Here is a 24,283-nt window from a genome sequence, read left to right as displayed (position 1 = left end):
GCTGTGGATCACCCGTCCGGGCGGAGGGCTCCTACTCCACCGTGACGGACTTGGCCAGGTTGCGGGGCTGGTCGACGTCGTGCCCCTTGGCCGCGGCCAGCTCGCAGGCGAAGACCTGCAGCGGCACCGTGGCCACCAGGGGCTGCAGCAGCGTCGGCACGACGGGGATGCGGATCAGCGTGTCGGCGTAGGGCTCGACCGCGCTGTCCCCCTCCTCCGCGATGACGATGGTCTTGGCGCCCCTGGCCCTGATCTCCTGGATGTTGGACACGATCTTGTCGTGGATCACCCGCTGGCCCGACGGCGACGGGACGACGACCACGACCGGCAGCCCCTCGTCGATCAGCGCGATCGGGCCGTGCTTGAGCTCCCCCGCCGCGAAGCCCTCGGCGTGCATGTAGGCCAGCTCCTTGAGCTTCAGCGCCCCCTCCAGCGCGACGGGGAAGCCCACGTGACGGCCGAGGAAGAGCACGCAACGCTCGGTCGCCAGCGAGCGGGCCAGCGCGCGGACCGGCTCCACGGTCCCGAGCACCTCCTCCACCTTGAGCGGCATCCGGGACAGGTGGTCGATGATCTGGGAGATCTCGTCGCCGAACTTGGTGCCCCGGGTCTGGGCCAGGTAGAGCGCCACGAGGTAGCAGGCCACGAGCTGGGTCAGGAACGCCTTGGTGGAGGCGACGGCGATCTCCGGGCCCGCGTGGGTGTAGAGGACGGCGTCGGACTCGCGCGGGATCGTGGAGCCGTTGACGTTGCAGATGGCCAGCACCCGGGACCGCTGCTCGCGGGCGTGCCGTACGGCCATCAGCGTGTCCATCGTCTCGCCGGACTGGGTGATCACGATGATCAGCGTGTCGCGGTTGAGAATCGGGTCGCGGTAGCGGAACTCACTGGCCAGCTCGACCTCGCACGGCACCCCGGCCCAGTGCTCGATGGCGTATTTCGCGATGAGCCCGGCGTGGTACGAGGTCCCGCACGCGACCACGATGATCTTGCTGATGTCCCGCAGCTCCTGGTCCGACAGCCGCATCTCGTCCAGTGCCAGCCGCCCGTCGGGCCCGATCCGGCCGAGCAGCGTGTCGGCGACCGCCCTCGGCTGCTCGGCGATCTCCTTGAGCATGAAGTAGTCGTGGCCGCCCTTCTCCGCCGCCGAGGCGTCCCAGTCCACGTGGTAGTCCCGCGTCCGGGCCGGGTCGCCGTGGAAGTCGGTGACCGTGATCCCCGACGGGCGCAGCTCCACGACCTGGTCCTGGCCGAGCTCGACCGCCTCCCGCGTGTAGGCGATGAACGCCGCCACGTCCGAACCGAGGAAGTTCTCCCCCTCACCGCGCCCGACCACCAGCGGCGAGTTCCGCCGCGCCCCCACCACCACCTCCGGCTCGTCCACCGAGATCGCCAGCAGCGTGAACGCCCCCTCCAGCCGCCGGCACACCCGGCGCATCGCCTCGGCCAGGCCGTCCCCGGACGAGCGCTCCAGCAGGTGCGCCACCACCTCGGTGTCGGTCTCGGAGAGGAGCTTGTGCCCGTCGCTCTCCAGCTCGGCCCTGAGCTCGGCGAAGTTCTCGATGATGCCGTTGTGGATGACCGCGATCCGTCCCTCGCAGTCGGTGTGCGGGTGGGCGTTGCGGTCGGTCGGCGCGCCGTGGGTGGCCCACCGGGTGTGCCCGATCCCCGCCGTCGCCGGCGGCGCCGGCCGCGAGGCCAGTCTGGCCCGCAGGTTGACCAGCTTGCCGGCCCGCTTCTCCACGGTCAGCGCCCCGTCGGCCCCGACGAGGGCGACCCCGGACGAGTCGTACCCGCGGTACTCCAGACGTCCGAGCCCCTCGATCGCGACCTCGACGGCCTGCCGCCTGCCGACGTATCCCACGATTCCACACATGGTCAACCCCCTTCGTCATGGGAAAGATCGACCGCTGAGCCTATGGAGAACCCCCTGGAGAACCCAAGAATCCTGCCCGGGATCGGGCAACGCCGTACCCGCCCCGGAGCACTTCCGACCGATCAGTAGGCTTCGGGGCTATGGCCAACGGGTGGGACGCGACGCCGTACGTCGAACTGAGCCGGGCGCAGTGGAGCGAGCTCCGCAAGAACACGCCCCTGACACTCACCGAGGACGAGCTTGAGGAGCTGCGCGGCGTCGACGACCCGATCGACCTGGCCGAGGTCACCGACATCTACCTGCCGCTCACCCGGCTGCTCAACCTGCACTTCACCGGGGCCAGGCAGCGCAGCGCGGCGCTCAACACCTTCCTCGGGGCCAGCCAGCGGCCGGCACCGTACATCCTGGGGGTCGCCGGCAGCGTCGCGGTCGGCAAGTCGACCACCGCCCGGCTGCTGCACACCCTGCTGGCCCGCTGGCCCGAGCACCCCCGGGTGGACCGGATCACCACCGACAGCTTCCTCCACCCGAACAAGGTCCTCGCCGAGAAGGACATCATGCACAGGAAGGGCTTTCCGGACAGCTACGACCGGCGGGCCCTGGTCAGGTTCGTCGCCGACGTCAAAGCCGGCCTGCCCGAGGTGAGCGCCCCCGTCTACAGCCACCTGGAGTACGACATCGTGCCCGGGGCGACCCAGACCGTGCGCCGGCCCGACATCCTCATCGTCGAGGGCCTCAACGTCCTGCAGCCCGCCCCGCCCACCGCGCTCGCGGTCAACGACTACTTCGACTTCTCCATCTACGTCGACGCCAAGGTCGAGCACATCCGCGACTGGTACGTCGACCGCTTCCACAAGCTCCGCCGCACGGCCTTCGAGGACCCCAAGTCCTACTTCAGGCACCTCGCCGAGCTGTCGGACGCCGAGGCGACCGAGTTCGCCAGGAACGTGTGGCGCGACATCAACGAGCGCAACCTCGTGGAGAACATCGCCCCCACCCGGGGCAGGGCCGGCCTGGTGCTGCACAAGGGCGCCGACCACTCGATCCGGCGGGTACGGCTGCGCCGCGTCTGACCCCGGCGCACGCCCCGGGCCGGGCCCCGCGGGGTGCCTCGGGGCGGCGGCCTACCGGAAGCGGGCGACGAAGCGGCGCTGCCAGGGTGTCTCGACGGCGTGTGGAGCGTAGTGCTCGCGGACGTAGGCGACCGCCTCGCCGCCGGGGACCCCGTCGAGTACGGTGAGGCAGGCCAGGGCCGTGCCGGTGCGCCCCTGCCCGCCGGCGCAGGCGATCTCGACGCGTTCGGCCCCGGCCCGCGCCAGTGCCTCGCGCAGCGCGTCGGCGGTCGCCGCGCGGTCGGACGGCAGCCAGAAGTCGGGCCAGCGCAGCCAGCGGCTCTCCCAGGCGACGGGCGGTGGCCGGCGGCCCAGCAGGTAGAGCGCGAAGGCGGGCTCCGGACCCGGCGGCAGCGGCCGCCTCAGTCCCCGGCCGCGGACGAGCCGGCCCGAGGGCAGCCGTAGCACACCCGGCGCCGCCGGCTCCCATGTATCGATCATGGTGCGAGCGTAACCGCCCCGTCCGTCACCGGTCAGGCGGTTTTCCGCCGATCCCCGGGGGCCGCGGGCCGGTCCCCCTGGCTCCGGTGAGCGGTGGATCACGACCTAGGGTTGGCTCCGTGCTGCATCTACGCGTGATCAGTCCGGCGGAGCTGACGGACGACGTCCTGGAGCTGCTCGACGGCGCCGTGGGGGTGGCCAACCTGGTCCTGCTCCCCGGCGCGGCCCGCTCCCCCGAAGGCGACCTGGTCCAGTTCGACGTCGCGCGGGAGGCCGCCAACGAGGTGATCGAGCGGCTCCAGCGGCTCGGCCTGTGGGCGGAGGGCTCCATCGCGGCCGAGCAGGTCGACCTGTCGCTCTCGAAGGCGGCCGACCGCGCCGAGCGGGAGGCGCCGGGCGAGGGGGACGACGCCGTGATCTGGGCGGAGTTCGCCCGGCGGGTCAGCGACGACTCCCGGCTCACCTGGGCCTTCCTGGCGTTCCTGGCGATCGCCACCCAGATCGCGGCGATAGGCGTGATCGTCGACTCGCCGGTCCTCATCGTCGGCGCGATGGTGCTGGGGCCGGAGTTCGGGGCGATCGCGGCCGTCTGCTTCGGTCTGCTCCGGGGCGACCGGCGGCTGATCGGCACCGCCCTCCGCACGCTGGCCGTCGGCTTCACGGCCGCCGTCGCGGTCACCTTCGCCTGCGCGCTGGTCTCGCGCGGGCTGGGCTGGATCGAGCCGTCCAGCCTGACCGGCCACAAGGAGATCGAGTTCATCGTCAAACCCGACAGGTGGTCCTTCATCGTGGCGCTGCTCGCCGGGGCGGCCGGGGTGCTGTCGGTCACCGCGGGCAAGTCCTCGGCCCTGGTCGGCGTCTTCATCTCGGTGACCACGGTCCCCGCCGCCGGATACTTCGCGGTCGCCGCGGCGCTGTCCCGCTGGGACGACATGGCGTGGTCGGTCGCCCAGCTCGGGGTGAACATCGCGGGCATGGTCATCTCCGGCACGGTGACGCTGATCGCCCAGCGGGCCTACTGGTCGAGGTTCGGCGTACGGCTCCCGCTCCGGCGGCCGGGCGGCCCCGGGCCCGGGTAGGAGCCCGGCCCGCCCTTGCGGATGAGGGGCGGCTCCTTCGCGGGGCGGAGGAATCCGCGCCATCCGGTAGGTAGTGTCCGACCATGACTATCCTCGCCACCGAGGGACTGACCAGACGCTTCCCCCGGGTGACGGCACTGGACCGGCTCACCGTCACCGTCGATTCCGGCGTGACCGGCCTGGTCGGCGCCAACGGCGCGGGCAAGTCCACGCTGATAAAGATCCTGCTGGGCCTGCTCGAACCCTCCGCCGGAGGCGCCCAGGTGCTCGGCATGGACGTCACGACCCACGGCGCCGAGATCCGCCGGGCCGTGGGTTACATGCCCGAGCACGACTGCCTGCCGCCGGACCTGTCCGCCACCGAGTTCACCGTGCACATGGCCCAGATGTCGGGCCTGCCACGCACCGCGGCCCGGGAGCGCGCCGCCGACGTGCTGCGCCACGTGGGGCTCTACGAGGAGCGCTACCGCGCGATGGGCGGTTACTCGACCGGCATGAAGCAGCGGGTCAAGCTGGCCCAGGCCCTGGTGCACGATCCACGCCTGGTCCTGCTGGACGAGCCCACCAACGGCCTCGACCCGCAGGGCCGCGACGAGATGCTCGCACTGATCCGCAGGATCGGCACCGAGTTCGGCATCAGCGTGCTGGTCACCTCCCACCTGCTGGGCGAGCTGGAGCGGGTCTGCGACCACGTCATCGTCATCGACGGCGGCAGGCTGCTGCGCTCGTCGTCCATCGCCGAGTTCACCCAGACCACCCAGACCGTGGCCGTGGAGGTCGAGGAGGGTCAGCAGGCCCTGGCGGCGCGCCTGGCCGAGCTGGGCGAGACCGTCACCGTCCACGGCCGGATGCTCCTGGTCGGCATCCGGGCACCGGAGACCTTCGACACCCTCCGCGACGCCGTCTGTGATCTCGACCTCTGCCTCGTCCGCATGGAGCAGGGCCGCCAGCGCATCGAGGACGTCTTCAGGGAGCCGGTCAATGTCTGAACCGACGGGTGTCATCCACGACATCGGATACCGCCACTACGAGGGGGTGCGGCTCGGCCGCGCCCACGCCGCCGTGTCGCTGGCCGTGCACAGCCTGCGCGGGGTGTTCGGACTGGGCCGCACCGCCCGCTCGAAGATCATCCCGTTCCTGCTCGCGGGCGTCATGATGCTCCCCGCGGTCGTCTCCATCGCCACCATGGCGCTGATCAAGCAGGAGGTGATCGGCTACACCGCCTACGCGGTCACCATGCAGGCCGTACTGGCGATCTTCCTCGCCTCGCAGTCTCCCTACGCGGTCGCGCCCGACCTGCGCTTCCGGGTGCTGCCGCTCTACCTGTCGCGCCCGGTGACGCTGGTCGACTACGTCGGGGCGAAGCTGGCGGCGATGGCCGTGGCGATGTTCCTGCTGCTGGCGGTCCCGCTCACCGTGCTGTTCGTCGGCGAGGTGGTCATCGACCTGCCCGGGCCGACGCACACCACCGCCTATCTGACCGGCATGGCCGGGGCCGTCGCCTACGCCGTGCTGCTGGCCTGCCTCGGCGTGGCCATCGCCTCCTTCACCCCCAGACGCGGCCTGGGCGTGGCCTCGGTCATCGCCTTCTACCTGCTCACCTCGGCCGTCTCCACCGTCGTCGCCGCGACGATGGAGTCGGTGAACAACTACACCGTCGCCGCGTGGGCCTGGATGATCAACCCGTTCTTCCTCGTTGACGCCGCGGTGCAGGTGGGGATCTTCGGCGCGGCCCCCGCGGCGCCCACCACCTACCCGGCGGGGGCGGGCGTGGCGGCGTCGATCCTGATACTGCTCGGGCTGATCGCGCTGTCGGTGACCGCCCTGATCCTGCGCTACCGGAAGGCGGCCGCGCGATGAGAATCGAACTGGCCCAGGTCTCACGCTGGTACGGCAACGTGGTCGCCGTCAACGACGTCACCATGACCATCGGCCCGGGCGTCACCGGCCTGCTCGGCCCCAACGGCGCGGGCAAGTCCACCCTGCTGCACATGATGGCCGGCTTCCTGGCCCCCTCCGGCGGCACCGTGACCCTGGACGGCGCGAAGATCTGGCGCAACCACGAGGTCTACCGCTCGATCGGCCTGGTCCCCGAGCGGGAGGCCGTCTACGGCTTCCTCACCGGCTGGCAGTACGTGCTGTCCAGCGCCAGGCTCCACCGCCTGCCCAACCCCGACGACGCCGCGCGCAAGGCGCTGGCCATGGTCGAGATGGAGCCGGCCAAGGACCGCAGGGTCGAGACCTACTCCAAGGGCATGCGCCAGCGCGTCAAGGTCGCCGCCGCGCTCGTGCACGACCCGGAGGTGCTCCTGCTCGACGAGCCGTTCAACGGCATGGACCCGCGCCAGCGGATGCACCTGATGGACCTGATCGGCGCCATGGGCACCGCGGGCAAGACCATCCTGTTCAGCTCGCACATCCTGGAGGAGGTGGAGCGGGTCGCCCAGCACATCGAGGTCCTGGTCGCCGGCCGGCACGCCGCCTCCGGCGACTTCCGTGAGATCCGCCGCAGGATGACCGACCGGCCCCACGTGTTCCGGGTCCGCTCCAGCGACGACCGCCGCCTGGCCTCGGCCCTGATCGCCGACGCCTCCTCGGGGTCGGTCTCGCTCACCGGGGCCGGCCTGGAGGTGCAGGCCGTCGACTTCCGCCGGTTCACCTGGCTGCTGCCCCGGATCGCCCGGGACAGCGGCGTGCGGGTCTGGCAGATCTCCCCGGCCGACGAAGACCTGGAGAGCGTCTTCTCCTACCTGATCAACAGGAGCAGCTGACCATGAACGGTGTCATCGCCGGAATCTCCTACCGGGCGCTGCTCGGCCGCCGGCGGGTCTGGCTGCTGGTCATGCTGCCGCTGGTGCTGATCGGGCTGGCCCTGCTCCTGCGGCTGATCGGCAGCGGGGGCGAGAACGCCACGGTCACGCTCATGCGGACCTTCGCCGTCGGCACCATGCTGCCGCTGCTGGGTTTGATCGCGGGGACCGGCGTGATCGCGCCCGAGATCGACGACGGCACGATCATCCACCTGCTGGCCAAGCCGATCTCCCGCCCGGTCATCGCGCAGACCAAGTTCCTCGTCGCCGCCTCGATCCTCGCGCTGTTCGCCGCCGTGCCGACGTTCGTCGCGGCCTACCTGCTGGTCGGCCTCGAATCCGGGATCGCCTACGGCTTCGCCCTCGGCGCCCTCGTCGGCGGCATCGCCTACGCCGCGGTGTTCATGCTGCTGGGCGTGCTCACCCGCCACGCGGTGACGATCGGCATCGCCTACGCGCTGGTCTGGGAGGGCGTGGTGGGCAACTTCGTCCCCGGGGCCCGCAGGTTCTCCATCCAGCAGTGGGCCCAGTCGGTCGCCGACCAGCTGTCGTCCTCACCGTTCCTCACCACCGAGATCACGCTCGGCTTCGCCGTACCCGCGCTGCTGGCCGTCACCGTCGGCGCCGTCGTCTGGGCCGGCCAGCGCCTGCGGAGCTTCTCCCTCACCGGCGACGAATGACCGCGCGTGCGCCCTCCGCCGCGGGGGGCGCACGCGCACGGCCGGGCGGACCGTGCTCGGCGGGGCCGGCCCCCGGGCGTGACGACGGGGCTCGGGATCCGGGGGCGCGGTGGGCGCGGTGGGACGCCGGCGGCGGGTCATCTGGCCGTCGCGACGTAGTCGATCGTCGCCGTGTAGCGGCCGGACGGCACGAAGGGGATGTCGACCTCGTAGTCGTTGCTGATGCCGTCCCCGCCCGGCGCCGACGGGAGCGACTGCCCGTACACGAGCACCGGGTCGGTGGTGGACAGGGGCCGGAAGAGCGAGGCGCCGTGCTCTCGCACGCGCAGGTTGGCGATCGGGATGCGGGCGCTCTCGCCGGGCCGTACCGGGACGAGCTCGGCGGCCGTCGCCCGCGCCGTGACGGTGTAGCCGTCGACGCTGTTGGTGACCATCGTCATCGTCACCACGTCCTCGCCCCGCACGGTCGTGTCCGGCAGGCCGGTCAGCGTGAATCCGTCGCTCAGGCCGGCGATGGTGATGCTGGTGGCCGTCACGGGGAGCACGACGGAGCAGCGCGGGTCGGTGCCGCCGGCCGGGCAGGTGCTGCCGGTGGAGGCCGAGGTGACCCGGTTGCCGAGCTCGGCGTCCCCGGTGGCCGGGTCGGCGACGGTCACGCTGAAGGTGACGACCGCGCTGGCGTCCACGGGCAGCGCGCCCGTCCAGGTCAGCACCGGCTCGGCGTGGACGACGGTGCCGGTGGTGGCGGTCGCGTCGCCGTTGTAGGCCGCATCGTCCAGCACCTCCGCGAGCAGATCGGTGATCGTGGCCCCGGGCTGGTCGGTCTCGCCGGTGTTGGCGGCGGTGACCGTGTAGCGGACGGTGCCGCCCGCGACGACGGTCCCCCGGACGGCACGGCGCAGACCCATCCCGTCCCGTACGCGCCCACGGGCACCGTGCCGGACGGCAGGGTCTGGGTGATCGAGACCGGTGAGGTCTCGGCGAGGCCCGCGGCGACGCCCGCGACGACGGAGTAGGTCACGGGGTCGCCGGCCTGCAGCGTCGTGGCGCTGTAGCTGGTCTGCGCGACCGACAGCTCGGGGACGGCGCTGATCGTGGAGACCGTGGCCTCGTCGATCTCGTGGAAGTCGGTCACGCCCCCGGTGGAGGCCACCCAGCCGAACGCGAGCTGCCGGGGGATGCCGCTGGAGTTCAGCCAGCTCGCCGGGTAGAGGCCGGAGGTGACCGAGGGCAGCGTGCCGGTCAGCGTCCTGGTCGCGCCGCCCACCAGGGTGACCACCACGCGGTAGCTGTTGGCCGGCACCGACATGCCGGCAGCGGTGGTGAGGACCGAGCCGGTGGGGTTGAGGCCCACCTGGACCGGGACCGCCGTACGGCTGTTCGCCCGCAGGGCGAGGGCGCTGGAGCTCGTCGAGGTGGCCGTGCTGTTGATCGCGCAGTATCCGACGGTGCCGTTGCCCGGCCCGCGGACCAGGACCTGGCCGGGCACCCGGACGCTGCCCGTCCCGATGTAGGCGGGGTTCGTGCAGCCGCTCCCCTGGTAGGTGCTGTTGCTGAAGTTCCCGTAGACGTCGAGGTAGCCGTAGGCCAGGCCGGACAGGCTGCTGGTGGCGGAGTAGCCCAGCGCTCCGCCCAGCTGGCCGATGTTGGCCGGGGACTGCGGGTCGGCCGGGTCGACGGCCGCCAGCACGAAGGTGATGCCGTCGGCCCCGCCGCCGCCGTACTGGTTAGGTGTTGAACGCCACGTCGAGCCCCTGCGAGGTGGGCACGCTGGCGGCGCTGAAGACCCCGCCCGCCTTGCTGGTGGTCGCGTTCGTCAGGCGCAGCTTCCCGGAGCCCGCGCTGTCGGTGCTGGTGGTGCAGCAGCTGCGCAGGACGCCGGTGCTGCTGTTGCCGGAGGCGGTCAGGCACGCGAAGTTGGTCGTGCCCGTGCCGCTCGGCAGCGCGGGCAGCACCACGCTGCCGGTCCCGCCGGCCGTGTTGTTGTGGAAGGGCTGGTTGAACAGGACCGTGCCGGCCGCCGACGCGGCCGCCGGCGCCAGCGTGGTGGACGTGCCGGTCAGCGCCGAGCCGGTCATGGCCAGGACGAGGATCCGGGCGATCGACTTTCTGTACCTGCCGTACCTGCCGTACCGGCCGTACCGGCCGTACCGGCGCGTCCGCGTACCCGCGCGGCCGGCCCCGTTCATCGCCGCCCCTGTGAGCCGGGCGGCGCCGCCCGGCTCGGGCGGGCGGGAACGGCCATGGGCGCGCCCATGACCGTTCCGGGCGCCCGCAAGTCCGTTACCTCGGCCGGGCCGGGGACGGGGACAGCGATGGACGAAGGAACGCCAATCCCTTGATTGATCATGATGGTGACGGCTCTCCGCCCGCGGGGGCCCTGGTGAACAGGGCACCGCGGTGGCCTGCGGACCCCGGGCCGTCCGGCCGGTGCCGGACCGGCCGGATGTGACGACGGCCCAGTCCGGCCCGTCTCGGAGAGGGCCGCGTGCTCGGCGGGAGTCGGCGGAGGCGGGGAGCGCCCTCGACGGGCGCCGGGGAGCGGGCGGGGATCAGCCCGTCGGACCGGCCGCCGTGACCACGGGCGCGCCTACGGGCACGTGCCGTCTGGAAAGCGCCCGCCGAACTGTGCAGGATGCCAGCATTCGTCCCTCATCCGTTCGCCAGCGGCGTCCATGGAAGGGAGCCTCGTCTCTGTCCGCCGGTGGCGTCCTCGGAAGGATCTCCACCGTGATCACTCAGAGTTTCCGATCAGCCACTTTGCGTGTCAACGAAGGAGAAATGTCGGCGTGGCGCAGGATGGGGACACGTCGGCAGCCGCTGCTCATGTAGCGGTGACGGCGGCGCCGCCACGGCGGCAGCGGGACATTGCACACTCAACCCACCCGAACGGCGCCGTTCCACGGCTGCCCGCCACGGGGGCGCGGCCGCGAGTGCCCGGGTACGGCGGGGCGCCCGCGGCCGCCGTCCGGCCCGGCCGTCCCACACCTTGACCGATCGATGAACTCCAGCCGCCCGGCCCTCGCCCGGCGCGCGCCGGGCGAGGGTCACGGGCGCGTTCAGACGCAGGCCGTACGGACGACGTCCGCCAGCCGGCCCGCCATCAGCTCGGCCTGCTCGGCCGAGGCGGCCTCGACCATGACGCGGATCATCGGCTCGGTGCCGCTCGGGCGGATCAGCACCCGGCCGGTCTCCCCCAGCTCCGACTCCGCCGCCGCGACCGCGGCCGACAGCTCCGGGACCGAGGCCTTCGCCCGGTCCACGTCCTTGACGTTGATCAGGACCTGCGGCAGCCGGGTCATCACCGACGCCAGCTCCGCCAGCGACCGGCCCTCACGCGCCATGACCGCCAGCAGTTGGAGCGAGGTCAGCAGACCGTCTCCGGTGGTGGCGTGGTCGAGCATGAGGACGTGACCGGACTGCTCCCCGCCGAGGTTGTGGCTGCCGGCCTTCATGGCCTCCAGCACGTAACGGTCGCCCACGGCGGTCTCGACCACGTCGATGCCCGCGTTCTTCATCGCGAGCTTGAAGCCCAGGTTGGACATGACCGTGGCGACCACGGTGTCTCCCGCCAGCTCCCCCCGGGCATGCATCGCCAGGGCGAGCACGGCCATGATCTGGTCGCCGTCGACCACCTCGCCGGTGTGCGAGACCGCCAGGCAGCGGTCGGCGTCGCCGTCGTAGGCGATCCCGACGTCCGCGTTGCGGGAGACGACGACCTGCTGGAGCTTGTCCAGATGGGTGGAGCCCACCCCGGCGTTGATGTTGAGGCCGTCGGGGCGCGCCCCGATGGTCTCCACCGTCGCGCCGGCCCTGCGCAGCGCCTCGGGGGCCACCATGTGGGCGGCGCCGTGGGCGCAGTCGAGGACCACGTTCAGGCCGGCCAGGTCACCGGAGAGCGTGGACAGCACGTGGGACACGTAACGGTCGGCTTCGCCGTGCGCGTCGCGCACGCGGCCGACCGAAGCTCCGACAGGGCGCTCCCACTTCTCGCCGAGCCGCTGCTCGATCTCGTTCTCCACCGCGTCGGGCAGCTTGTAGCCGCCGCGGGTGAGGAACTTGATCCCGTTGTCCGGGGCGGGGTTGTGGGAGGCGGAGATCATCACGCCCATGTCGGCTCCGAGAGCCGTGGTGAGGTATGCGACCGCCGGGGTGGGCAGCACGCCGAGCCGGAGAACATCCACGCCAGACGACGCAAGGCCGGCGACCACAGCGGCCTCCAGGAATTCTCCTGAAGCCCGCGGGTCCCGGCCCACGACGGCGACGGGGCGGCTGTGCCGCCCGGCGCTGGCATTGAACGCCCCGGCATCGCCGAGGACATGAGCCGCGGCCACGGACAGGTCCATGGCGAGCTCGGCCGTGAGGTCGCTCCCCGCGACCCCACGTACCCCGTCGGTGCCGAAAAGGCGCCCCAACTTAACGCTTGCTGTACTGCGGAGCCTTGCGGGCCTTCTTGAGACCGTACTTCTTGCGCTCGGTGGCGCGGGCGTCACGGGTCAGGAAGCCGGCCTTCTTCAGCGGAGGACGGTTGACCTCGACGTCCAGGATGGCCAGCGCGCGGGCGAGGCCCATGCGCAGGGCACCGGCCTGGCCGGTCACGCCGCCGCCGCTGATGCGGGCGATGACGTCGAACTGGTCCTCGGCGCCGAGCACCACGAAGGGCTCGTTGACGATCTGCTGGTGGACCTTGTTCGGGAAGTAGCCGTCCAGCGGGCGGCCGTTGATCGTCCACTTGCCGGTGCCCGGCACGATGCGGACGCGGGCGACGGACTCCTTACGGCGACCCGTGCCGTAGGAGTTGCCCGTGGTGATGGGCTTGCGGACGGCGGCCTCGCCGCTGACAGTGGACTCGGAGGTGTACTCGGAGGGGAACTCCTCCGGGGAGTACTCCTGCTCGCCCTCGATGGGCGTCTCGACACCGGTGGACTCAGCCACGGTTCTCCTCTTACTTTCCTACTCGGCGTCGGCCGTCGGCCAACGCTGCTGGCGATAAGCAGCTAGCGACTACTGGGCGATCTGGGTGAGCTCGAAGGGCACCGGCTGCTGGGCCTGGTGCGGGTGCTCAGAGCCGGCGTAGACCTTGAGCTTCTTGATCATCTTCCGGCCGAGGGCGTTCTTGGGGAGCATGCCCTTGACGGCCTTCTCGACGGCGCGGTCGGGGCGCTTCTCCATGAGCTCGCCATAGGTCACCGAACGCAGACCACCGGGGTAGCCCGAGTGACGGTAGGCCTTCTTCTGCTCGAGCTTGTTGCCGGTCAGCGCAACCTTGTCGGCGTTGATGATGATGACGAAGTCACCGGTGTCGACGTGGTTGGCGAAGGTCGGCTTGTGCTTACCGCGAAGCAGGATCGCGACGTGGCTGGCCAGCCGGCCAAGCACGATGTCGGTGGCGTCGATGATGTGCCACTGACGCTCGACTTCGGCAGGCTTGGGTGTGTACGTGCGCACGGTCGTATGCCTTCTTTGCTCGCGTCTTCGGCGCTGTCGGAACTGACAGCAACGTGGTCGGTAGGTGCGGGCACACGACAGCCCGGACCTCCCGTCTCCCTGAAGGGAGATGACGCCGGACGCGCCGCGTATCGGTCTGCTGAGGGAGACCAATTCGCACACAACGAACTAGCAGGATACCGGCGCGGACGAGCATGGGTCAAAAAGACGCGACTCTTAGCCGGTGTCCCTGGGCAGTCTACCGGTGACGGGGGACTGGTCGAGAACCGGCGCACTCGGCCCGCACAGAACGGTTCCGACACTTTCTCGACATTCTCTTCTTCCTCAAAGCAAACATCTCTATCTTTGACAGCGGTATGTGGCAGCCCCCTCACCCCCGGCATGCCCAGCGGACCAGCCTGCGCCGCATGGGACTGTTCGCGTGCCTCATGACGGTGCTGCTGCTGGGCTTCCTCATCGGCCGGGGGAGCCGCGGCGAGGAGACCCCCAGCCAGATCTACCTGAACAACGCCGGGCCGACGGAGCCGACGCCCACCGCCGCGACCGCCGGACGGCCCGGCCGCCGCGCCCCGCTCGCCCGGGTCGCCCGCCCCTCCGCCACCCCCGTGGTGACGACGCGGCAGCCCACGCCACGCACCACCCGGGCCGCCCGCGACCCGCTCGACGAATACGCCGACGGCGACTCCCACTACATCCTCAACGGCGAGGGAGGACCGGACACCTCCGCCGTCTCCACTCCCCTGACCCCGATGGAGAAGGCGATCATCCGCCTCACCAACGCCGAGCGCCGGCGGCACGGCTGCGCTCCGCTCCGCGTCGACAGGCGGCTGGTCGCCTCGGCCAGGAGCCACTCGGAGGAGATGGCCAAGAGCGGCACCTTCTCCCACAACTCCCCCGACGGCGCCTCGCCCTGGGAGCGGATGGAGGCCGCCGGCTACCGCGACGGGGGCGCGGAGAACATCGGCCGCGGCTACGCCTCGGCCGCCGAGACGGTGCGGAGCTGGATGGCCACCAGCAGCCACCGGGGCAACATCCTCAACTGCAAGCTGACCGCCACCGGCGTCGGGACGATGGAGGGCCCGGGCGGTCCCTGGTGGACACAGGACTTCGGCTACTCCTGAGCCAATCGGCTCCGATCCCGGGCTAGTCTCGGCGCATGGGTTTTCCCGGGGAGCCGCCGCGCCGCCAGCCGTACGTCCAGCCTGACGCGTCGCCGCCCGCACAGGGTGAGCGCTGGTTCGAGCCCGCACCGCACGGCCACAGTCCCGGCGGCCCCGGCGCCGCGCCGTACGGCCGCGATCCGGACGGTTTCGACGCCGCGCCGTACGGCCGCGGCCCGGACGCTCCCCACGGCCGCGGCCCGGACGGTTTCGACGCCGGGCCCCACGGCCGCAGCCCGGACGGCCCGGAGGCCGGATCCCACAGCCGCGGCCCGGACGGCCCCGGCCCCGCGACGCCGGCCAGGCCCGCCCGGCCCGGACCGCAGGAGCCGCCGCAGGAGCCCCGGCAGGCGATGTGGAGCCCCTACGACGAGGGCCCGCGCTCCCGGCGGCCGATCTTCATCGCGGTCGGCGCGCTCGGCGTGCTGGTCGCCGGAGGCGTCGGCCTGGCCATGCTCGCCAACTCCGACTCGGCCCCGCAGCCCAGTACGGCGAGCCCGCCGTCCCGGATCTCCAACGCGCCGGTCCCCAACAATCCGGGCGACAAGTTCGGGTTCGCCGCCTCCCGCACCACCGACCCCTACCCGCTGACGCTGAAGGAGGTGTTCAAGCGCGCGAACGTGTCACACGGCGGCCGGCGCTACCTGATGACCATCAGCAGGATCGACAAGAAGTGCAAGGACGCCGTGGTGGGCGCCAAGCTGCAGAAGGCCCTCACCGCGGGCAAGTGCACCCAGCTCCTGCGCGCCAGCTTCCGCGACGCCTCAGGAAAGATCATCGGCACCGTGGGGGTCGCCAACCTCAGGACGTCGGCGGCGGCCTCCAAGGTGGTCTCGGTCGGAGCCGGCAAGTCCCGGGAGGAATACCTCAAGGCGCTTCCAGGCAAGGATAAAGTCACCAAATTTCTCGGCACGGGAGAGGCGTTCGCGGGCGGGTGGACCCACGGGCACTACGCCGTGATGGTCTGGTTCCAGTACAAGGACGGCCACCTGCCGAAGAAGACCGAGGTCAAGAAGCTCAACCAGGCGGCCTTCGGGGCCGCCGACGCCACCGTCTCACCCGCCCTGGAGTCCCGTTCGCTGACCGGAAGACGGCCCTGAGCGGCGGCTCATCCCCCTCGATTTCCGCCGCAGAACCGGCGGGCGATACGGCCGGGAACGCCCATACCCGCATGACGATCTCCGGCTATCGCTACGCTTCGACGTATGCGTGGCCAGGAATCCGGGTCCGAGCACGAACGCGTAGCCGAGGGTTCGGCCGCACCGGCGACGCCTCCGCCGAGTTTCGGCCAGCCTTCGCCGCACGTGCCCCAGACCGATCTCACAGGTGACGATCAGCCCTACGACCCCTCGGCGTGGCCGGCGCCGGCCCCCGGGACCACCCAGCCGTGGACGGTCCCCGGTGACAATGGCGCCCCCTACGACTGGTTCGCCGACCCCGAGGACGACCTCCCCACCCCGTGGCCCGGCGGGCCACGGTCTGACCGTCCCGCGTCTCCGGAGCCACCGGGGCCGGCGCGGTCCGACCTTCCCCGCCCGGAGCCCCAGTTCCCGCCCTGGGCCGGCTCTCCGGCCCCCGGCGAGCCGGCCCCCCCACCGTGGATGGCGGCGCCCGCCCCCGGCCCGTCCGGCCCGCAGTGGTCAGGGCCGCCCATGCCCGGCGGACCCTCCGCCCCGCAGTGGGCCGAACCCCCCATGCCCGGTGGGCCCTCCGCTCCACAGTGGGCCGAGCCCTCGGCGCCCGGCACCCCGTCCGGGCCACCCGCCCCCGGCGGACCGACACCCCAGCCATGGGCAGGCGCACCCGCCCCCGGCCCGTCCAACCCGTCCGGCCCACAGTGGGCCGAGCCCTCCATGCCCGGCGGCCCGTCCGCCCCGCAGTGGGCCGAGCCGCCCATGCCCGGCGGACCCTCCCGACCACCCCTGCCCGGCCCGTCCAACCCGTCCGGACCGCAGTGGTCAGGGCCGCCCACGCCTGGCGGACCATCCGCCCCGCAGTGGGCCGAGCCCTCGGCGCCCGGCACCCCGTCCGGGCCACCCGCCCCCGGCGGACCGACACCCCAGCCATGGGCAGGCACACCCGCCCCCGGCCCGTCCGGCCCGCAGCGGTCAGGGCCGCCCATGCCCGGCGGACCCTCCGGACCGCAGTGGTCAGGGCCGCCCGCGCCCGGCGGACCGTCCGCTCCGCAGTGGGCCGAACCCCCCATGCCCGGCGGACCCTCCGGACCACCTCCGCCCGGCCCGTCCAGCCCCTCCGGACCGCAGTGGTCAGGGCCGCCCGCGCCCGGTGGGCCGTCCAGCCCCTCCGGAGCGCAGTGGCCGGGGCCGTCCGCGCCCCCGGGGCCGTCCGGGCCGTCCGGCACCCCACCGCTGTCCAACGCGCCGATCGTGCCCGGGGCTCCGCCGTGGCAGCCGCCGCCGGCCTTCACCGCCGCCGCCGCGGGCATGCAGGTGTGGCCCTCCTCTCCGGACGCCCCTGGCGCCCCGCAGTGGCCCGCGGCCACCGGCGAGCCGGTCTGGTCCGACTCCGATGAGACGGGCGCCGGGCCGGGCGGGCCCGGTGACGTCGCCGTCTGGCCGCCCACCCCGGACGGCCTCGACGAGAACACCGTCAACGTCCGCGCGGCCATGCCCGCCGTACCGGGTCATCAGGGGCCCGCGAGCCCCCCGCCCCCTCCCGGGCCGGACCCGCACGCCCACGCCTCGGGAGCCGTCTCCGGGCCGGACGCCGCCCTCACCGGTCCCACCCCTCCGGGGCCGGATGCCTCCCCCACCGCTCCCGGAGCGGGCGCTCAGCCTCCCGCTCCGCTGCCCGCGCCCGGAATGGCCACCCAGCCCTCGGTGCCCGCGCCCGCCGCGCAGCGCCCGACCTCCCAGCCGGAGCTGATGCCCCAGGTGCCCCCGCCGTCCGCTGAGTCCGTCACCGGCACCCCGGCGCCGTCCCCCGCTCCAGCGGACCAGTCCGCCGACTCGGCCGGACAGTCCTCCGGACCGGAGAGGCCGGCGCTGCCACCGCCGCCCGGGGACCAGCCCACCCCGCCGGGCGGCATACCGATGATCGCTCCGCCGTTCCCGAACGTCCCGGCGTCGGCGGCGCCGGCGGCATCGCAGTCGGGGCCCTCGACCGGGGTCATGGAGCTGCGCGGCCCGTTCACCCCGCCCTCGGCGGTCGTGTCCGAGGTCGTGGCCGCTCCCCCGGCCCCGCCGGGCCGCAGCAGGACCGCCACCCTGCTGATCGCGGCCGTGGTGGCGGTCGTGGTCGGCGGCATCGGCACCGGCGCCTTCTTCGCCTACCAGTCGTTCAGCGGCAAGGAGACCGCCGGCGCGGCCCCGCCGCCGGTCCCCACCTCCGAGGCCGTCGACCCCACCGAGGACCCCGCCCCGGACGAGCCCGAACCGGTGAACACCACGATGCTCAACTCCGAGAAGACCGACCCCGGCAAGATGACCGTGGCCGACGCCTTCAGCAAGAAGGTCACCGTGGGCGGGACGACGTTCGTCCGGGTCAAGACCGACGTCACCCAGCAGTGCCAGAAGGCGGCGGCCGGCAAGTTCGCCAGCGCGCTGCGCAGCAAGGACTGCCGCCGGGTGCTGCGGGCCACATACGTCGACAGCAAGCGGAAGTACGCCGTGACCACGGGGATCGCGGTGCTGCCCACCCGGGAGTCCGCCGTCGAGGTCGACCAGGCCAAGAACCTCGGCAGCAACCTGTGGTTCCGCGGCCTGCCGGGCACCCCGGGCACCGGCGCCGAGCGCGTGCACATCGCGGGCGGTTACGCGGCCGGGCTGGTGTGGGGCCGCTACATCGTTTTCAGCTACGCCACCTTCAGCGACGGCCACACCCCGACGGCGAAGGAGAAAAGCCTCGGCAAGGTCAGCGGCGCCTTCCGCGACCAGACCACCAAGGTCATCGAGCGCCGCGTGACGAGCTGAGCCAGGCGTCCGTCAGACGCTGAGTGTGCGCACCCGGCGGGTCTCCACGGCCCGCCGGGCCAGCTCCCCGGCCCCGGGGTAGCGCACCTCCTCCAGGCAGAGGCCGTGCGCCGGTGCCACGTGCACCCCGGAGTCCCGTACGGCCCGCGTGAGCACCTGTCCGGGCCAGTCCACCGGCAGGCGCCCCTCCCCGACGGGCAGCAGCGACCCGATGAGGGCCCGGACCATCGAGTGGCAGAACGCGTCGGCCACCACCGTCGCGACGAGGAGGCCGTCCTCCTGGACCCAGTCGAGCCGCTGCAGCTCGCGGATCGTGGTCGCGCCCTCGCGCTTCTTGCAGAAGGCGGCGAAGTCGTGCTCGCCCAGCAGGGCGGCCGCGGCCGCGTTCAGTCGGTCGAGGTCGAGCGGCCGGGCGTACCAGAGGACCTCACGGCGGCGGAGCGGGTCGACGCCGCCCGGAGCGTCGCAGACCCGGTAGACGTAGCGCCGTGACATCGCGGAGAATCGTGCGTCAAAGCCCTCAGGAGCCACCGTAACGCGATAAATCCTGACATCGGGGGGCAGAACCCCGGCCAGCCGTCTACGGAGGCTGGAGAGCCTCTCATCGATGTCTGCCGGGATCCCGGTCCCGGAGCCGGCGGCCGTCACGGAGAGGGAGCCGGCCGCCATCTGAGCGGAGGCGGTCCCGGTGGCCGCCCCGGAGCCGGAGTCCGCCCCGCGGACGGGAAGCGTCGCGGAAGCGGGAGCCGTCCCGGAGACGGAGCCGGTCTCAGAGGCCGGCCCGGGGGCGGCGCCCCTCCCCGGAGCCGAGACCCCCGCGGCGGCCCGGCGGCTGTGCCTGGTCTCCAGCGCCTCGAACGCCCCGGCCTCCAGGTCCACATGGGCCACCTGACCCCGGGCGTGCACGCCGGCGTCGGTCCGCCCGGCGACGGTCAGCGCCGGCGGCTCGGGGAGCCGGAGAATCTTGCCGAGCGCCCCCTCGATCTCCCCCTGGACCGTCCGCCGGCCCGGTTGCTTCGCCCAGCCGGAGAAGTCGGTGCCGTCGTATGCGAGATCCAGGCGCAGCCGTACCACGATGTTCCTCCCGGAGAACGGAACAGGCCCGGCACCTCCCGCGAGGGAGCGCCGGGCCCGTTCACCGGACCTGAAAGATCAGGCGTTGTCCTTCTTGGCCTCGGTCTCCTCGGCGGGAGCCTCGGTGGCCTCGGCGCTCTCCTCGGCGGCCTTCGGCTCCTCGGTGACCTCGGCGGTCTCCTCGGCCTTGGGCTCCTCCGCCTTGGGGGCCTCGGCGGCAGCCGGGACCTTGCCGGTGCGGACCGTGTTCAGCGGCTCGGAGACCAGCTCGATGACGGCCATGGGAGCGGCGTCACCCTTACGGGCGCCGATCTTCGTGATGCGGGTGTAGCCACCGGGACGCTCGGCGAAGGTCGGTGCGATCTCCGTGAACAGGTGGTGGACCACGCCCTTGTCACGGACGACCGTCAGCACCTGGCGACGGTTGTGCATGTCGCCCTTCTTCGCCTTGGTGATCAGCCGCTCCGCCACCGGGCGCAGACGCTTGGCCTTGGCCACCGTGGTCGTGATCCGACCGTGCTGGAACAGCTGGGTGGCGAGGTTCGACAGGATCAGCCGCTCGTGAGCCGGGCTTCCGCCGAGACGGGCACCCTTTGCGGGCTGAGGCATTTCGTTCTCCTTGAGAGTGAACCCGCCCCGGCCGTACTAGGTACCGGGGTCGGGCCGGGGAGTCGCTCGATCCCCGTTACAGAAAAATCAGTACTGCTCGGTCTCGACGTACGCGCTGTCGTCGTCGTCGTAGCCGCCGCCGGCCACCGCGCTGGGGTCGAACCCGGGCGGGGAGTCCTTCAGCGCGAGCGTCATCTCGTGCAGCTTCTGCTTGACCTCTTCGATGGACTTGGCACCGAAGTTACGGATGTCCAGCAGGTCCTGCTCGCTGCGGGCCACGAGCTCACCCACGGTGTGGATGCCCTCGCGCTTGAGGCAGTTGTAGGAACGGACCGTGAGGTTCAGCTCCTCGATCGGCAGCGCCAGGTCGGCGGCCAGGGCCGCGTCCGTCGGCGACGGGCCGATGTCGATGCCCTCGGCCTCGACGTTCAGTTCGCGGGCGAGACCGAACAGCTCGACGAGGGTCTTACCGGCCGAGGCCACCGCGTCGCGGGGCTTCATGCACGGCTTGGTCTCGACGTCCAGGATCAGACGGTCGAAGTCGGTGCGCTGCTCGACACGGGTCGCCTCGACCTTGTAGGTGACCTTGAGCACCGGGGAGTAGATGGAGTCGATCGGGATACGGCCGATCTCCTGGCCCGGCTGCTTGTTCTGCGCCGCGGAGACGTAACCGCGACCGCGCTCGACGGTCAGCTCCATCTCCAGCTTCGCCTTGCCGTTGAGGGTGGCGATGCGCAGCTCGGGGTTGTGCACCTCGACACCGGCCGGGGGCGCGATGTCGGCGGCGGTGACGTCGCCGGGGCCCTGCTTGCGCAGGTACATCACCACGGGCTCGTCGTGCTCGGAGGAGACGACCAGTTCCTTGAGGTTGAGGATGATGTCGGTGACATCCTCCTTGACGCCCGGGACGGTCGAGAACTCGTGCAGCACGCCCTCGATGCGGATGCTGGTCACGGCCGCGCCCGGGATGGACGACAGCAGCGTGCGCCGCAGCGAGTTGCCGATGGTGTAGCCGAAGCCCGGCTCCAGCGGCTCGATGATGAACTTGGACCGGGTCTCCTCGAGGGACTCCTCAAGAAGGGTCGGCCGCTGAGCGATCAGCATGTGGGATCTCCCCTTGCATGGCGGCGCCCGCTATTTGACGCCGCTCGAAACAACAGCATAGGTGCCGTACGGCGGACCGCACGGCACCCCTGTGAGCTACTACTTGGAGTAGAGCTCGACGATCAGCTGCTCCTGGACCTGGGTGTCGATCTGCTGACGGACCGGGAGCTGGTGGATCAGGACGCGCATGGCCTCCGGGGCCACGCCCAGCCAGGCCGGGAACGTCTTGTCACCGGAGGTGGCGCGGGCCACCTCGTAGGGCAGCAGGTTGCGCGAGCGCTCGCGGACCTCGACGATGTCGTGCTCGCGGACGCGGTACGACGGGATGTCGACCTTCTTGCCGTTCACCAGGATGTGGCCGTGACGGACCTGCTGGCGGGCGGCATCGCGGGACTCGGCGAAACCGGCGCGGTAGACCACGTTGTCGAGACGGCTCTCCAGGATCTGGAGGAGGTTCTCGCCGGTCTTGCCGCCCTTGCGGTTGGCTTCCTCGTAGTAGTTGCGGAACTGCTTCTCGAGGATGCCGTAGATGCGGCGGGTCTTCTGCTTCTCCCGGAGCTGGAGCTGGTACTCCGACTCCTTCGGCCGGCCGCGGCCGTGCTCACCCGGCGGGTAAGGACGGATCTCGATGGGGCACTTCGCGGACTCGCACTTCTTGCCCTTGAGGAAGAGCTTGGTCTTCTCCCGACGGCAGAGCTTGCAGTCCGCACCCGTGTAACGAGCCATTTTCTATCTTCTCCTGGGCGTCAGACGCGACGGCGCTTGGGCGGACGGCAGCCGTTGTGCGGCACGGGGGTGACGTCCTGAATGGAGCCAACCTCGAGGCCGGTCGCCTGCAGCGAACGGATGGCGGTCTCACGGCCGGAACCGGGGCCCTTGACGAAGACGTCGACCTTGCGCATGCCGTGCTCCATGGCGCGGCGAGCGGCGTTCTCGGCGGCCATCTGCGCGGCGAACGGGGTGGACTTACGGGAGCCCTTGAACCCGACGTGGCCGGCGCTGGCCCAGGAGATCACGTTCCCGCTCGGGTCGGTGATCGAGACGATCGTGTTGTTGAACGTGCTCTTGATGTGGGCGTGCCCGTGAGCGACGTTCTTCTTTTCCTTGCGGCGCACCTTCTTCGGGGCACCCTGGCGGCTCTTAGGAGGCATTCTTTGCCTTCACTCCTGAGGTCTTCGGTCCTGCGGCTGCGCGGACTACTTCTTACCGGGCTTCTTCTTGCCGGCCACGGTCTTCTTCTTGCCCTTACGGGTGCGCGCGTTGGTCTGCGTACGCTGACCGTGCACGGGAAGGCCGCGGCGGTGCCGGATGCCCTGGTAGCACTGAATCTCGATCTTGCGACGGATGTCGGCCTGAACCTCGCGACGGAGGTCACCCTCGATCTTGAAGTTCGCCTCGATGTAGTCACGCAGCGGGACGAGTTCCTCGTCCGTGAGCTGGTGGACACGGAGGTCGCCGTTCACGCCGGTGGCCTTGAGGGTCTCGAGCGCACGGGTGCGGCCGATTCCGAAAATGTAGGTGAGAGCGATCTCCAGCCGCTTGTCGCGGGGGAGGTCGACGCCAACCAGGCGAGCCATGGTCGGGCATTCTCCTTCTTTGTGGCGGAGGTCCTGCGCCTCACTTCCCCTCCCCATGCCCGGGGTGAGGGCCCCGGCCTCCGACCGGGGGTCTCCTGCGTGGTCCGGCCTCCGGCCGCCTTCGCAGGTGTGAAGTGCGATTACTTTGCGGCCTCACATGGCTCGAGCCCGCCACCAAGGAGCGGACTCTTGCAAGACCTGTTATCTGTGACTAGCCCTGACGCTGCTTGTGGCGCAGGTTGTCGCAGATCACCATGACGCGACCGTGCCGGCGGATCACCTTGCACTTGTCGCAGATCTTCTTGACGCTCGGCTTGACCTTCATAGTCCTTATTCGTCCCTCAGACGCTTACTTGTATCGGTAGACGATCCGCCCACGACTGAGGTCGTAGGGGCTCAGTTCGACGACAACCCTGTCGTCAGGAAGGATCCGGATGTAGTGCATCCGCATCCGCCCGCTGATGTGGGCCAGGACCTTATGGCCGTTGTCGAGCTGCACCCGGAACATCGCGTTCGGGAGCGACTCAACCACAGTGCCCTCGATCTCGATGGCGCCGTCTTTCTTGGCCATGTCCCTCGCGTTTCACTGATCGGTCGTCTGAGGCTTCGGAACACTAAGCAGCCGCGACCCAGCGCTTCGATGAGAGCGGCGGTTGCGAAACCGCCGATGCGCAATGGTCATAGTGAACCGAAAAAGGAGTGTACGGCACCGGGCGAGGAAATGCGAAACACACGGCCGGTACCTCGACACAACCGTTACTCAGGATACCCCAGATCCGAGGTGAGATACCCCGCACGGTACCGCGCGTGCACGATCACGTTGTCGTCGTAGGAACGTCTGACCTGGTCGAAACTGCCGCCACAGGTCACCAGCCGCAGCCGCCGCTCGTCCGTCGAACCGTACACTCGATCGGCGGGGAAGCGGTCCTTGGGCGCCTGCTCCAGCCGCTCCACCGCGAAGACCGCCACGGTCCCGTCCCCGCGCGCCACCGCGATGGAGTCCCCCGGCCTGAGCTCGTCGAGCCGGGCGAACACCGCGGGCCCGGTCCTGGTGTCGAGGTGGCCGACGATGACCGCCGAGCCCGGCTCTCCGGGGGTCGGACCCGCCCCGTACCAGCCCGCGACGTCGGCGTGGTCGAGCGGCGGTACGGCGAGCCTGCCGTCGCCCTCCAGCCCCAGCACCACCAGCGGAGCGTTCACCCCGATACTCGGGATCACGACGCGCGTCGGCTCGCCACGGCCCAGCCCCCACCCGAGCGGCGTCGGCAGGCCCGCCCCGCCGGCCCCCTCCCGCCCGGCCACCGCCTGCCCGGGCTGCGCACTCGCCGGAACGGTCACCGGCCGCCCGCTCCCGTCCTCCGGAACGGCGGCGGCGCAGCCC

Annotated in this window: 25 protein-coding genes; 9 read left to right on the top strand and 16 right to left on the bottom strand. The window is 71.5% G+C overall.

Going from position 1 to position 24,283, the window contains the following annotated elements; translation table 11 throughout:
* Positions 1-31 precede the first annotated feature (31 nt).
* A complete protein-coding gene (gene glmS, locus ACZ6R6_RS20070; protein WP_470095292.1) occupies positions 32-1,876 on the bottom strand; it encodes a glutamine--fructose-6-phosphate transaminase (isomerizing) in 1,845 nt (614 codons plus the stop codon).
* A 140-nt stretch (positions 1,877-2,016) separates the two neighbouring features.
* On the opposite strand from glmS, the gene coaA reads away from it, so the two are divergent.
* Positions 2,017-2,949, top strand: coding sequence for a type I pantothenate kinase (coaA, locus tag ACZ6R6_RS20065; RefSeq protein WP_451931580.1), 933 nt, complete (start codon positions 2,017-2,019; stop codon positions 2,947-2,949).
* Positions 2,950-3,000: 51 nt separating this feature from the next.
* Here coaA and ACZ6R6_RS20060 read toward each other — a convergent pair whose 3' ends face one another.
* Positions 3,001-3,429, bottom strand: coding sequence for a protein-tyrosine phosphatase family protein (locus tag ACZ6R6_RS20060; protein ID WP_470095290.1), 429 nt, complete (start codon positions 3,427-3,429; stop codon positions 3,001-3,003).
* A 119-nt stretch (positions 3,430-3,548) separates the two neighbouring features.
* Between ACZ6R6_RS20060 and ACZ6R6_RS20055 the strand changes: the two genes are divergently transcribed.
* From ACZ6R6_RS20055 to ACZ6R6_RS20035, 5 genes are all read left to right on the top strand, one after another.
* The gene (locus ACZ6R6_RS20055; RefSeq protein WP_470095288.1) at positions 3,549-4,508 is read left to right on the top strand and encodes a DUF389 domain-containing protein; all 960 of its coding nucleotides are present in this window, start codon (positions 3,549-3,551) and stop codon (positions 4,506-4,508) included.
* Positions 4,509-4,591: 83 nt separating this feature from the next.
* The gene (locus ACZ6R6_RS20050) at positions 4,592-5,497 is read left to right on the top strand and encodes an ABC transporter ATP-binding protein (RefSeq protein ID WP_470095286.1); all 906 of its coding nucleotides are present in this window, start codon (positions 4,592-4,594) and stop codon (positions 5,495-5,497) included.
* Positions 5,490-6,368, top strand: a complete 879-nt coding sequence (locus ACZ6R6_RS20045; protein ID WP_470095284.1) for an ABC transporter permease — start codon at positions 5,490-5,492, stop codon at positions 6,366-6,368. The genes ACZ6R6_RS20050 and ACZ6R6_RS20045 overlap by 8 nt, the downstream gene beginning before the upstream one ends.
* A complete protein-coding gene (locus ACZ6R6_RS20040) occupies positions 6,365-7,279 on the top strand; it encodes an ABC transporter ATP-binding protein (RefSeq protein ID WP_470095283.1) in 915 nt (304 codons plus the stop codon). The genes ACZ6R6_RS20045 and ACZ6R6_RS20040 overlap by 4 nt, the downstream gene beginning before the upstream one ends.
* Positions 7,280-7,281: 2 nt before the next feature.
* Positions 7,282-7,998, top strand: a complete 717-nt coding sequence (locus ACZ6R6_RS20035; RefSeq protein WP_470095281.1) for an ABC transporter permease — start codon at positions 7,282-7,284, stop codon at positions 7,996-7,998.
* Between the two features lie 137 nt (positions 7,999-8,135).
* On the opposite strand, the gene ACZ6R6_RS20030 is transcribed toward ACZ6R6_RS20035, so the two are convergent.
* The 5 genes from ACZ6R6_RS20030 to rplM form a co-directional block, all read right to left on the bottom strand.
* Positions 8,136-8,906, bottom strand: coding sequence for a DUF7927 domain-containing protein (locus tag ACZ6R6_RS20030; protein WP_470095279.1), 771 nt, complete (start codon positions 8,904-8,906; stop codon positions 8,136-8,138).
* A gap of 819 nt (positions 8,907-9,725) precedes the next feature.
* On the bottom strand, positions 9,726-10,187 hold the full coding sequence (locus ACZ6R6_RS20025; protein WP_470095277.1) for a hypothetical protein: 462 nt from the start codon (positions 10,185-10,187) through the stop codon (positions 9,726-9,728).
* An 870-nt stretch (positions 10,188-11,057) separates the two neighbouring features.
* Complete coding sequence (gene glmM, locus ACZ6R6_RS20020; RefSeq protein ID WP_470095275.1) at positions 11,058-12,413, bottom strand: phosphoglucosamine mutase; 1,356 nt, start codon at positions 12,411-12,413, stop codon at positions 11,058-11,060.
* Between the two features lies 1 nt (position 12,414).
* Positions 12,415-12,933 (bottom strand): 30S ribosomal protein S9, encoded by a 519-nt coding sequence (gene rpsI / locus ACZ6R6_RS20015; protein WP_470095273.1) that lies wholly within the window; start codon positions 12,931-12,933, stop codon positions 12,415-12,417.
* Between the two features lie 69 nt (positions 12,934-13,002).
* Positions 13,003-13,446 (bottom strand): 50S ribosomal protein L13, encoded by a 444-nt coding sequence (gene rplM, locus ACZ6R6_RS20010; RefSeq protein ID WP_012887869.1) that lies wholly within the window; start codon positions 13,444-13,446, stop codon positions 13,003-13,005.
* A gap of 407 nt (positions 13,447-13,853) precedes the next feature.
* Here rplM and ACZ6R6_RS20005 point away from each other — a divergent pair, with 407 nt between their 5' ends.
* From ACZ6R6_RS20005 to ACZ6R6_RS19995, 3 genes are all read left to right on the top strand, one after another.
* Entirely contained in the window at positions 13,854-14,567 is a 714-nt protein-coding gene (locus tag ACZ6R6_RS20005; RefSeq protein ID WP_470095271.1) for a CAP domain-containing protein, read from the top strand.
* A 35-nt stretch (positions 14,568-14,602) separates the two neighbouring features.
* Positions 14,603-15,706 carry a hypothetical protein gene (locus ACZ6R6_RS20000; protein ID WP_470095269.1) on the top strand — a complete coding sequence of 368 codons (1,104 nt, stop codon included), beginning with the start codon at positions 14,603-14,605 and terminating at the stop codon, positions 15,704-15,706.
* Between the two features lie 1,287 nt (positions 15,707-16,993).
* Entirely contained in the window at positions 16,994-18,538 is a 1,545-nt protein-coding gene (locus tag ACZ6R6_RS19995) for a hypothetical protein (protein ID WP_470095267.1), read from the top strand.
* Between the two features lie 12 nt (positions 18,539-18,550).
* Here the strand turns inward: ACZ6R6_RS19995 and ACZ6R6_RS19990 are convergent, their stop codons facing one another.
* The 9 genes from ACZ6R6_RS19990 to ACZ6R6_RS19950 form a co-directional block, all read right to left on the bottom strand.
* The gene (locus tag ACZ6R6_RS19990; RefSeq protein WP_470095265.1) at positions 18,551-19,612 is read right to left on the bottom strand and encodes a tRNA pseudouridine synthase A; all 1,062 of its coding nucleotides are present in this window, start codon (positions 19,610-19,612) and stop codon (positions 18,551-18,553) included.
* A gap of 78 nt (positions 19,613-19,690) precedes the next feature.
* Complete coding sequence (gene rplQ, locus ACZ6R6_RS19985) at positions 19,691-20,221, bottom strand: 50S ribosomal protein L17 (protein WP_470095263.1); 531 nt, start codon at positions 20,219-20,221, stop codon at positions 19,691-19,693.
* A gap of 87 nt (positions 20,222-20,308) precedes the next feature.
* Positions 20,309-21,325: a DNA-directed RNA polymerase subunit alpha gene (locus ACZ6R6_RS19980; RefSeq protein WP_189793355.1), complete on the bottom strand. Its 1,017-nt coding sequence runs from the start codon at positions 21,323-21,325 to the stop codon at positions 20,309-20,311.
* Positions 21,326-21,424: 99 nt separating this feature from the next.
* The gene (gene rpsD / locus ACZ6R6_RS19975) at positions 21,425-22,051 is read right to left on the bottom strand and encodes a 30S ribosomal protein S4 (protein ID WP_012887861.1); all 627 of its coding nucleotides are present in this window, start codon (positions 22,049-22,051) and stop codon (positions 21,425-21,427) included.
* A gap of 20 nt (positions 22,052-22,071) precedes the next feature.
* A complete protein-coding gene (rpsK, locus tag ACZ6R6_RS19970) occupies positions 22,072-22,476 on the bottom strand; it encodes a 30S ribosomal protein S11 (protein ID WP_012887860.1) in 405 nt (134 codons plus the stop codon).
* A 45-nt stretch (positions 22,477-22,521) separates the two neighbouring features.
* A complete protein-coding gene (gene rpsM, locus ACZ6R6_RS19965) occupies positions 22,522-22,902 on the bottom strand; it encodes a 30S ribosomal protein S13 (protein WP_306859572.1) in 381 nt (126 codons plus the stop codon).
* A gap of 211 nt (positions 22,903-23,113) precedes the next feature.
* Positions 23,114-23,227, bottom strand: a complete 114-nt coding sequence (gene rpmJ / locus ACZ6R6_RS19960) for a 50S ribosomal protein L36 (protein ID WP_003956441.1) — start codon at positions 23,225-23,227, stop codon at positions 23,114-23,116.
* Positions 23,228-23,251: 24 nt separating this feature from the next.
* A complete protein-coding gene (gene infA / locus ACZ6R6_RS19955; RefSeq protein ID WP_012887858.1) occupies positions 23,252-23,473 on the bottom strand; it encodes a translation initiation factor IF-1 in 222 nt (73 codons plus the stop codon).
* A 185-nt stretch (positions 23,474-23,658) separates the two neighbouring features.
* Positions 23,659-24,240 carry a class F sortase gene (locus ACZ6R6_RS19950; RefSeq protein WP_470095259.1) on the bottom strand — a complete coding sequence of 194 codons (582 nt, stop codon included), beginning with the start codon at positions 24,238-24,240 and terminating at the stop codon, positions 23,659-23,661.
* Between the last annotated feature and the right edge of the window lie 43 nt (positions 24,241-24,283).

The organism is Streptosporangium sp. NPDC048886, from assembly GCF_055586905.1.
This window is presented reverse-complemented; position numbering and strand designations above follow the sequence as displayed.

Bases quoted from the DNA above. Each gene is read 5' to 3' on its own strand.
- ACZ6R6_RS20040 (WP_470095283.1), top strand. From the start codon at position 6,365: ATGAGAATCGAACTGGCCCAGGTCTCACGCTGGTACGGCAACGTGGTC.
- coaA (WP_451931580.1), top strand. From the start codon at position 2,017: ATGGCCAACGGGTGGGACGCGACGCCGTACGTCGAACTGAGCCGGGCG.
- infA (WP_012887858.1), bottom strand. From the start codon at position 23,473: ATGGCCAAGAAAGACGGCGCCATCGAGATCGAGGGCACTGTGGTTGAG.
- ACZ6R6_RS20025 (WP_470095277.1), bottom strand. From the start codon at position 10,187: ATGAACGGGGCCGGCCGCGCGGGTACGCGGACGCGCCGGTACGGCCGG.
- ACZ6R6_RS20030 (WP_470095279.1), bottom strand. From the start codon at position 8,906: ATGGGTCTGCGCCGTGCCGTCCGGGGGACCGTCGTCGCGGGCGGCACC.
- rpmJ (WP_003956441.1), bottom strand. From the start codon at position 23,227: ATGAAGGTCAAGCCGAGCGTCAAGAAGATCTGCGACAAGTGCAAGGTG.
- ACZ6R6_RS20050 (WP_470095286.1), top strand. From the start codon at position 4,592: ATGACTATCCTCGCCACCGAGGGACTGACCAGACGCTTCCCCCGGGTG.
- rplQ (WP_470095263.1), bottom strand. From the start codon at position 20,221: ATGCCTCAGCCCGCAAAGGGTGCCCGTCTCGGCGGAAGCCCGGCTCAC.
- glmS (WP_470095292.1), bottom strand. From the start codon at position 1,876: ATGTGTGGAATCGTGGGATACGTCGGCAGGCGGCAGGCCGTCGAGGTC.
- ACZ6R6_RS20005 (WP_470095271.1), top strand. From the start codon at position 13,854: ATGGGACTGTTCGCGTGCCTCATGACGGTGCTGCTGCTGGGCTTCCTC.
- ACZ6R6_RS20045 (WP_470095284.1), top strand. From the start codon at position 5,490: ATGTCTGAACCGACGGGTGTCATCCACGACATCGGATACCGCCACTAC.
- rpsK (WP_012887860.1), bottom strand. From the start codon at position 22,476: ATGCCTCCTAAGAGCCGCCAGGGTGCCCCGAAGAAGGTGCGCCGCAAG.
- rpsD (WP_012887861.1), bottom strand. From the start codon at position 22,051: ATGGCTCGTTACACGGGTGCGGACTGCAAGCTCTGCCGTCGGGAGAAG.
- rpsM (WP_306859572.1), bottom strand. From the start codon at position 22,902: ATGGCTCGCCTGGTTGGCGTCGACCTCCCCCGCGACAAGCGGCTGGAG.
- ACZ6R6_RS20060 (WP_470095290.1), bottom strand. From the start codon at position 3,429: ATGATCGATACATGGGAGCCGGCGGCGCCGGGTGTGCTACGGCTGCCC.
- ACZ6R6_RS20035 (WP_470095281.1), top strand. From the start codon at position 7,282: ATGAACGGTGTCATCGCCGGAATCTCCTACCGGGCGCTGCTCGGCCGC.
- ACZ6R6_RS20000 (WP_470095269.1), top strand. From the start codon at position 14,603: ATGGGTTTTCCCGGGGAGCCGCCGCGCCGCCAGCCGTACGTCCAGCCT.
- ACZ6R6_RS19980 (WP_189793355.1), bottom strand. From the start codon at position 21,325: ATGCTGATCGCTCAGCGGCCGACCCTTCTTGAGGAGTCCCTCGAGGAG.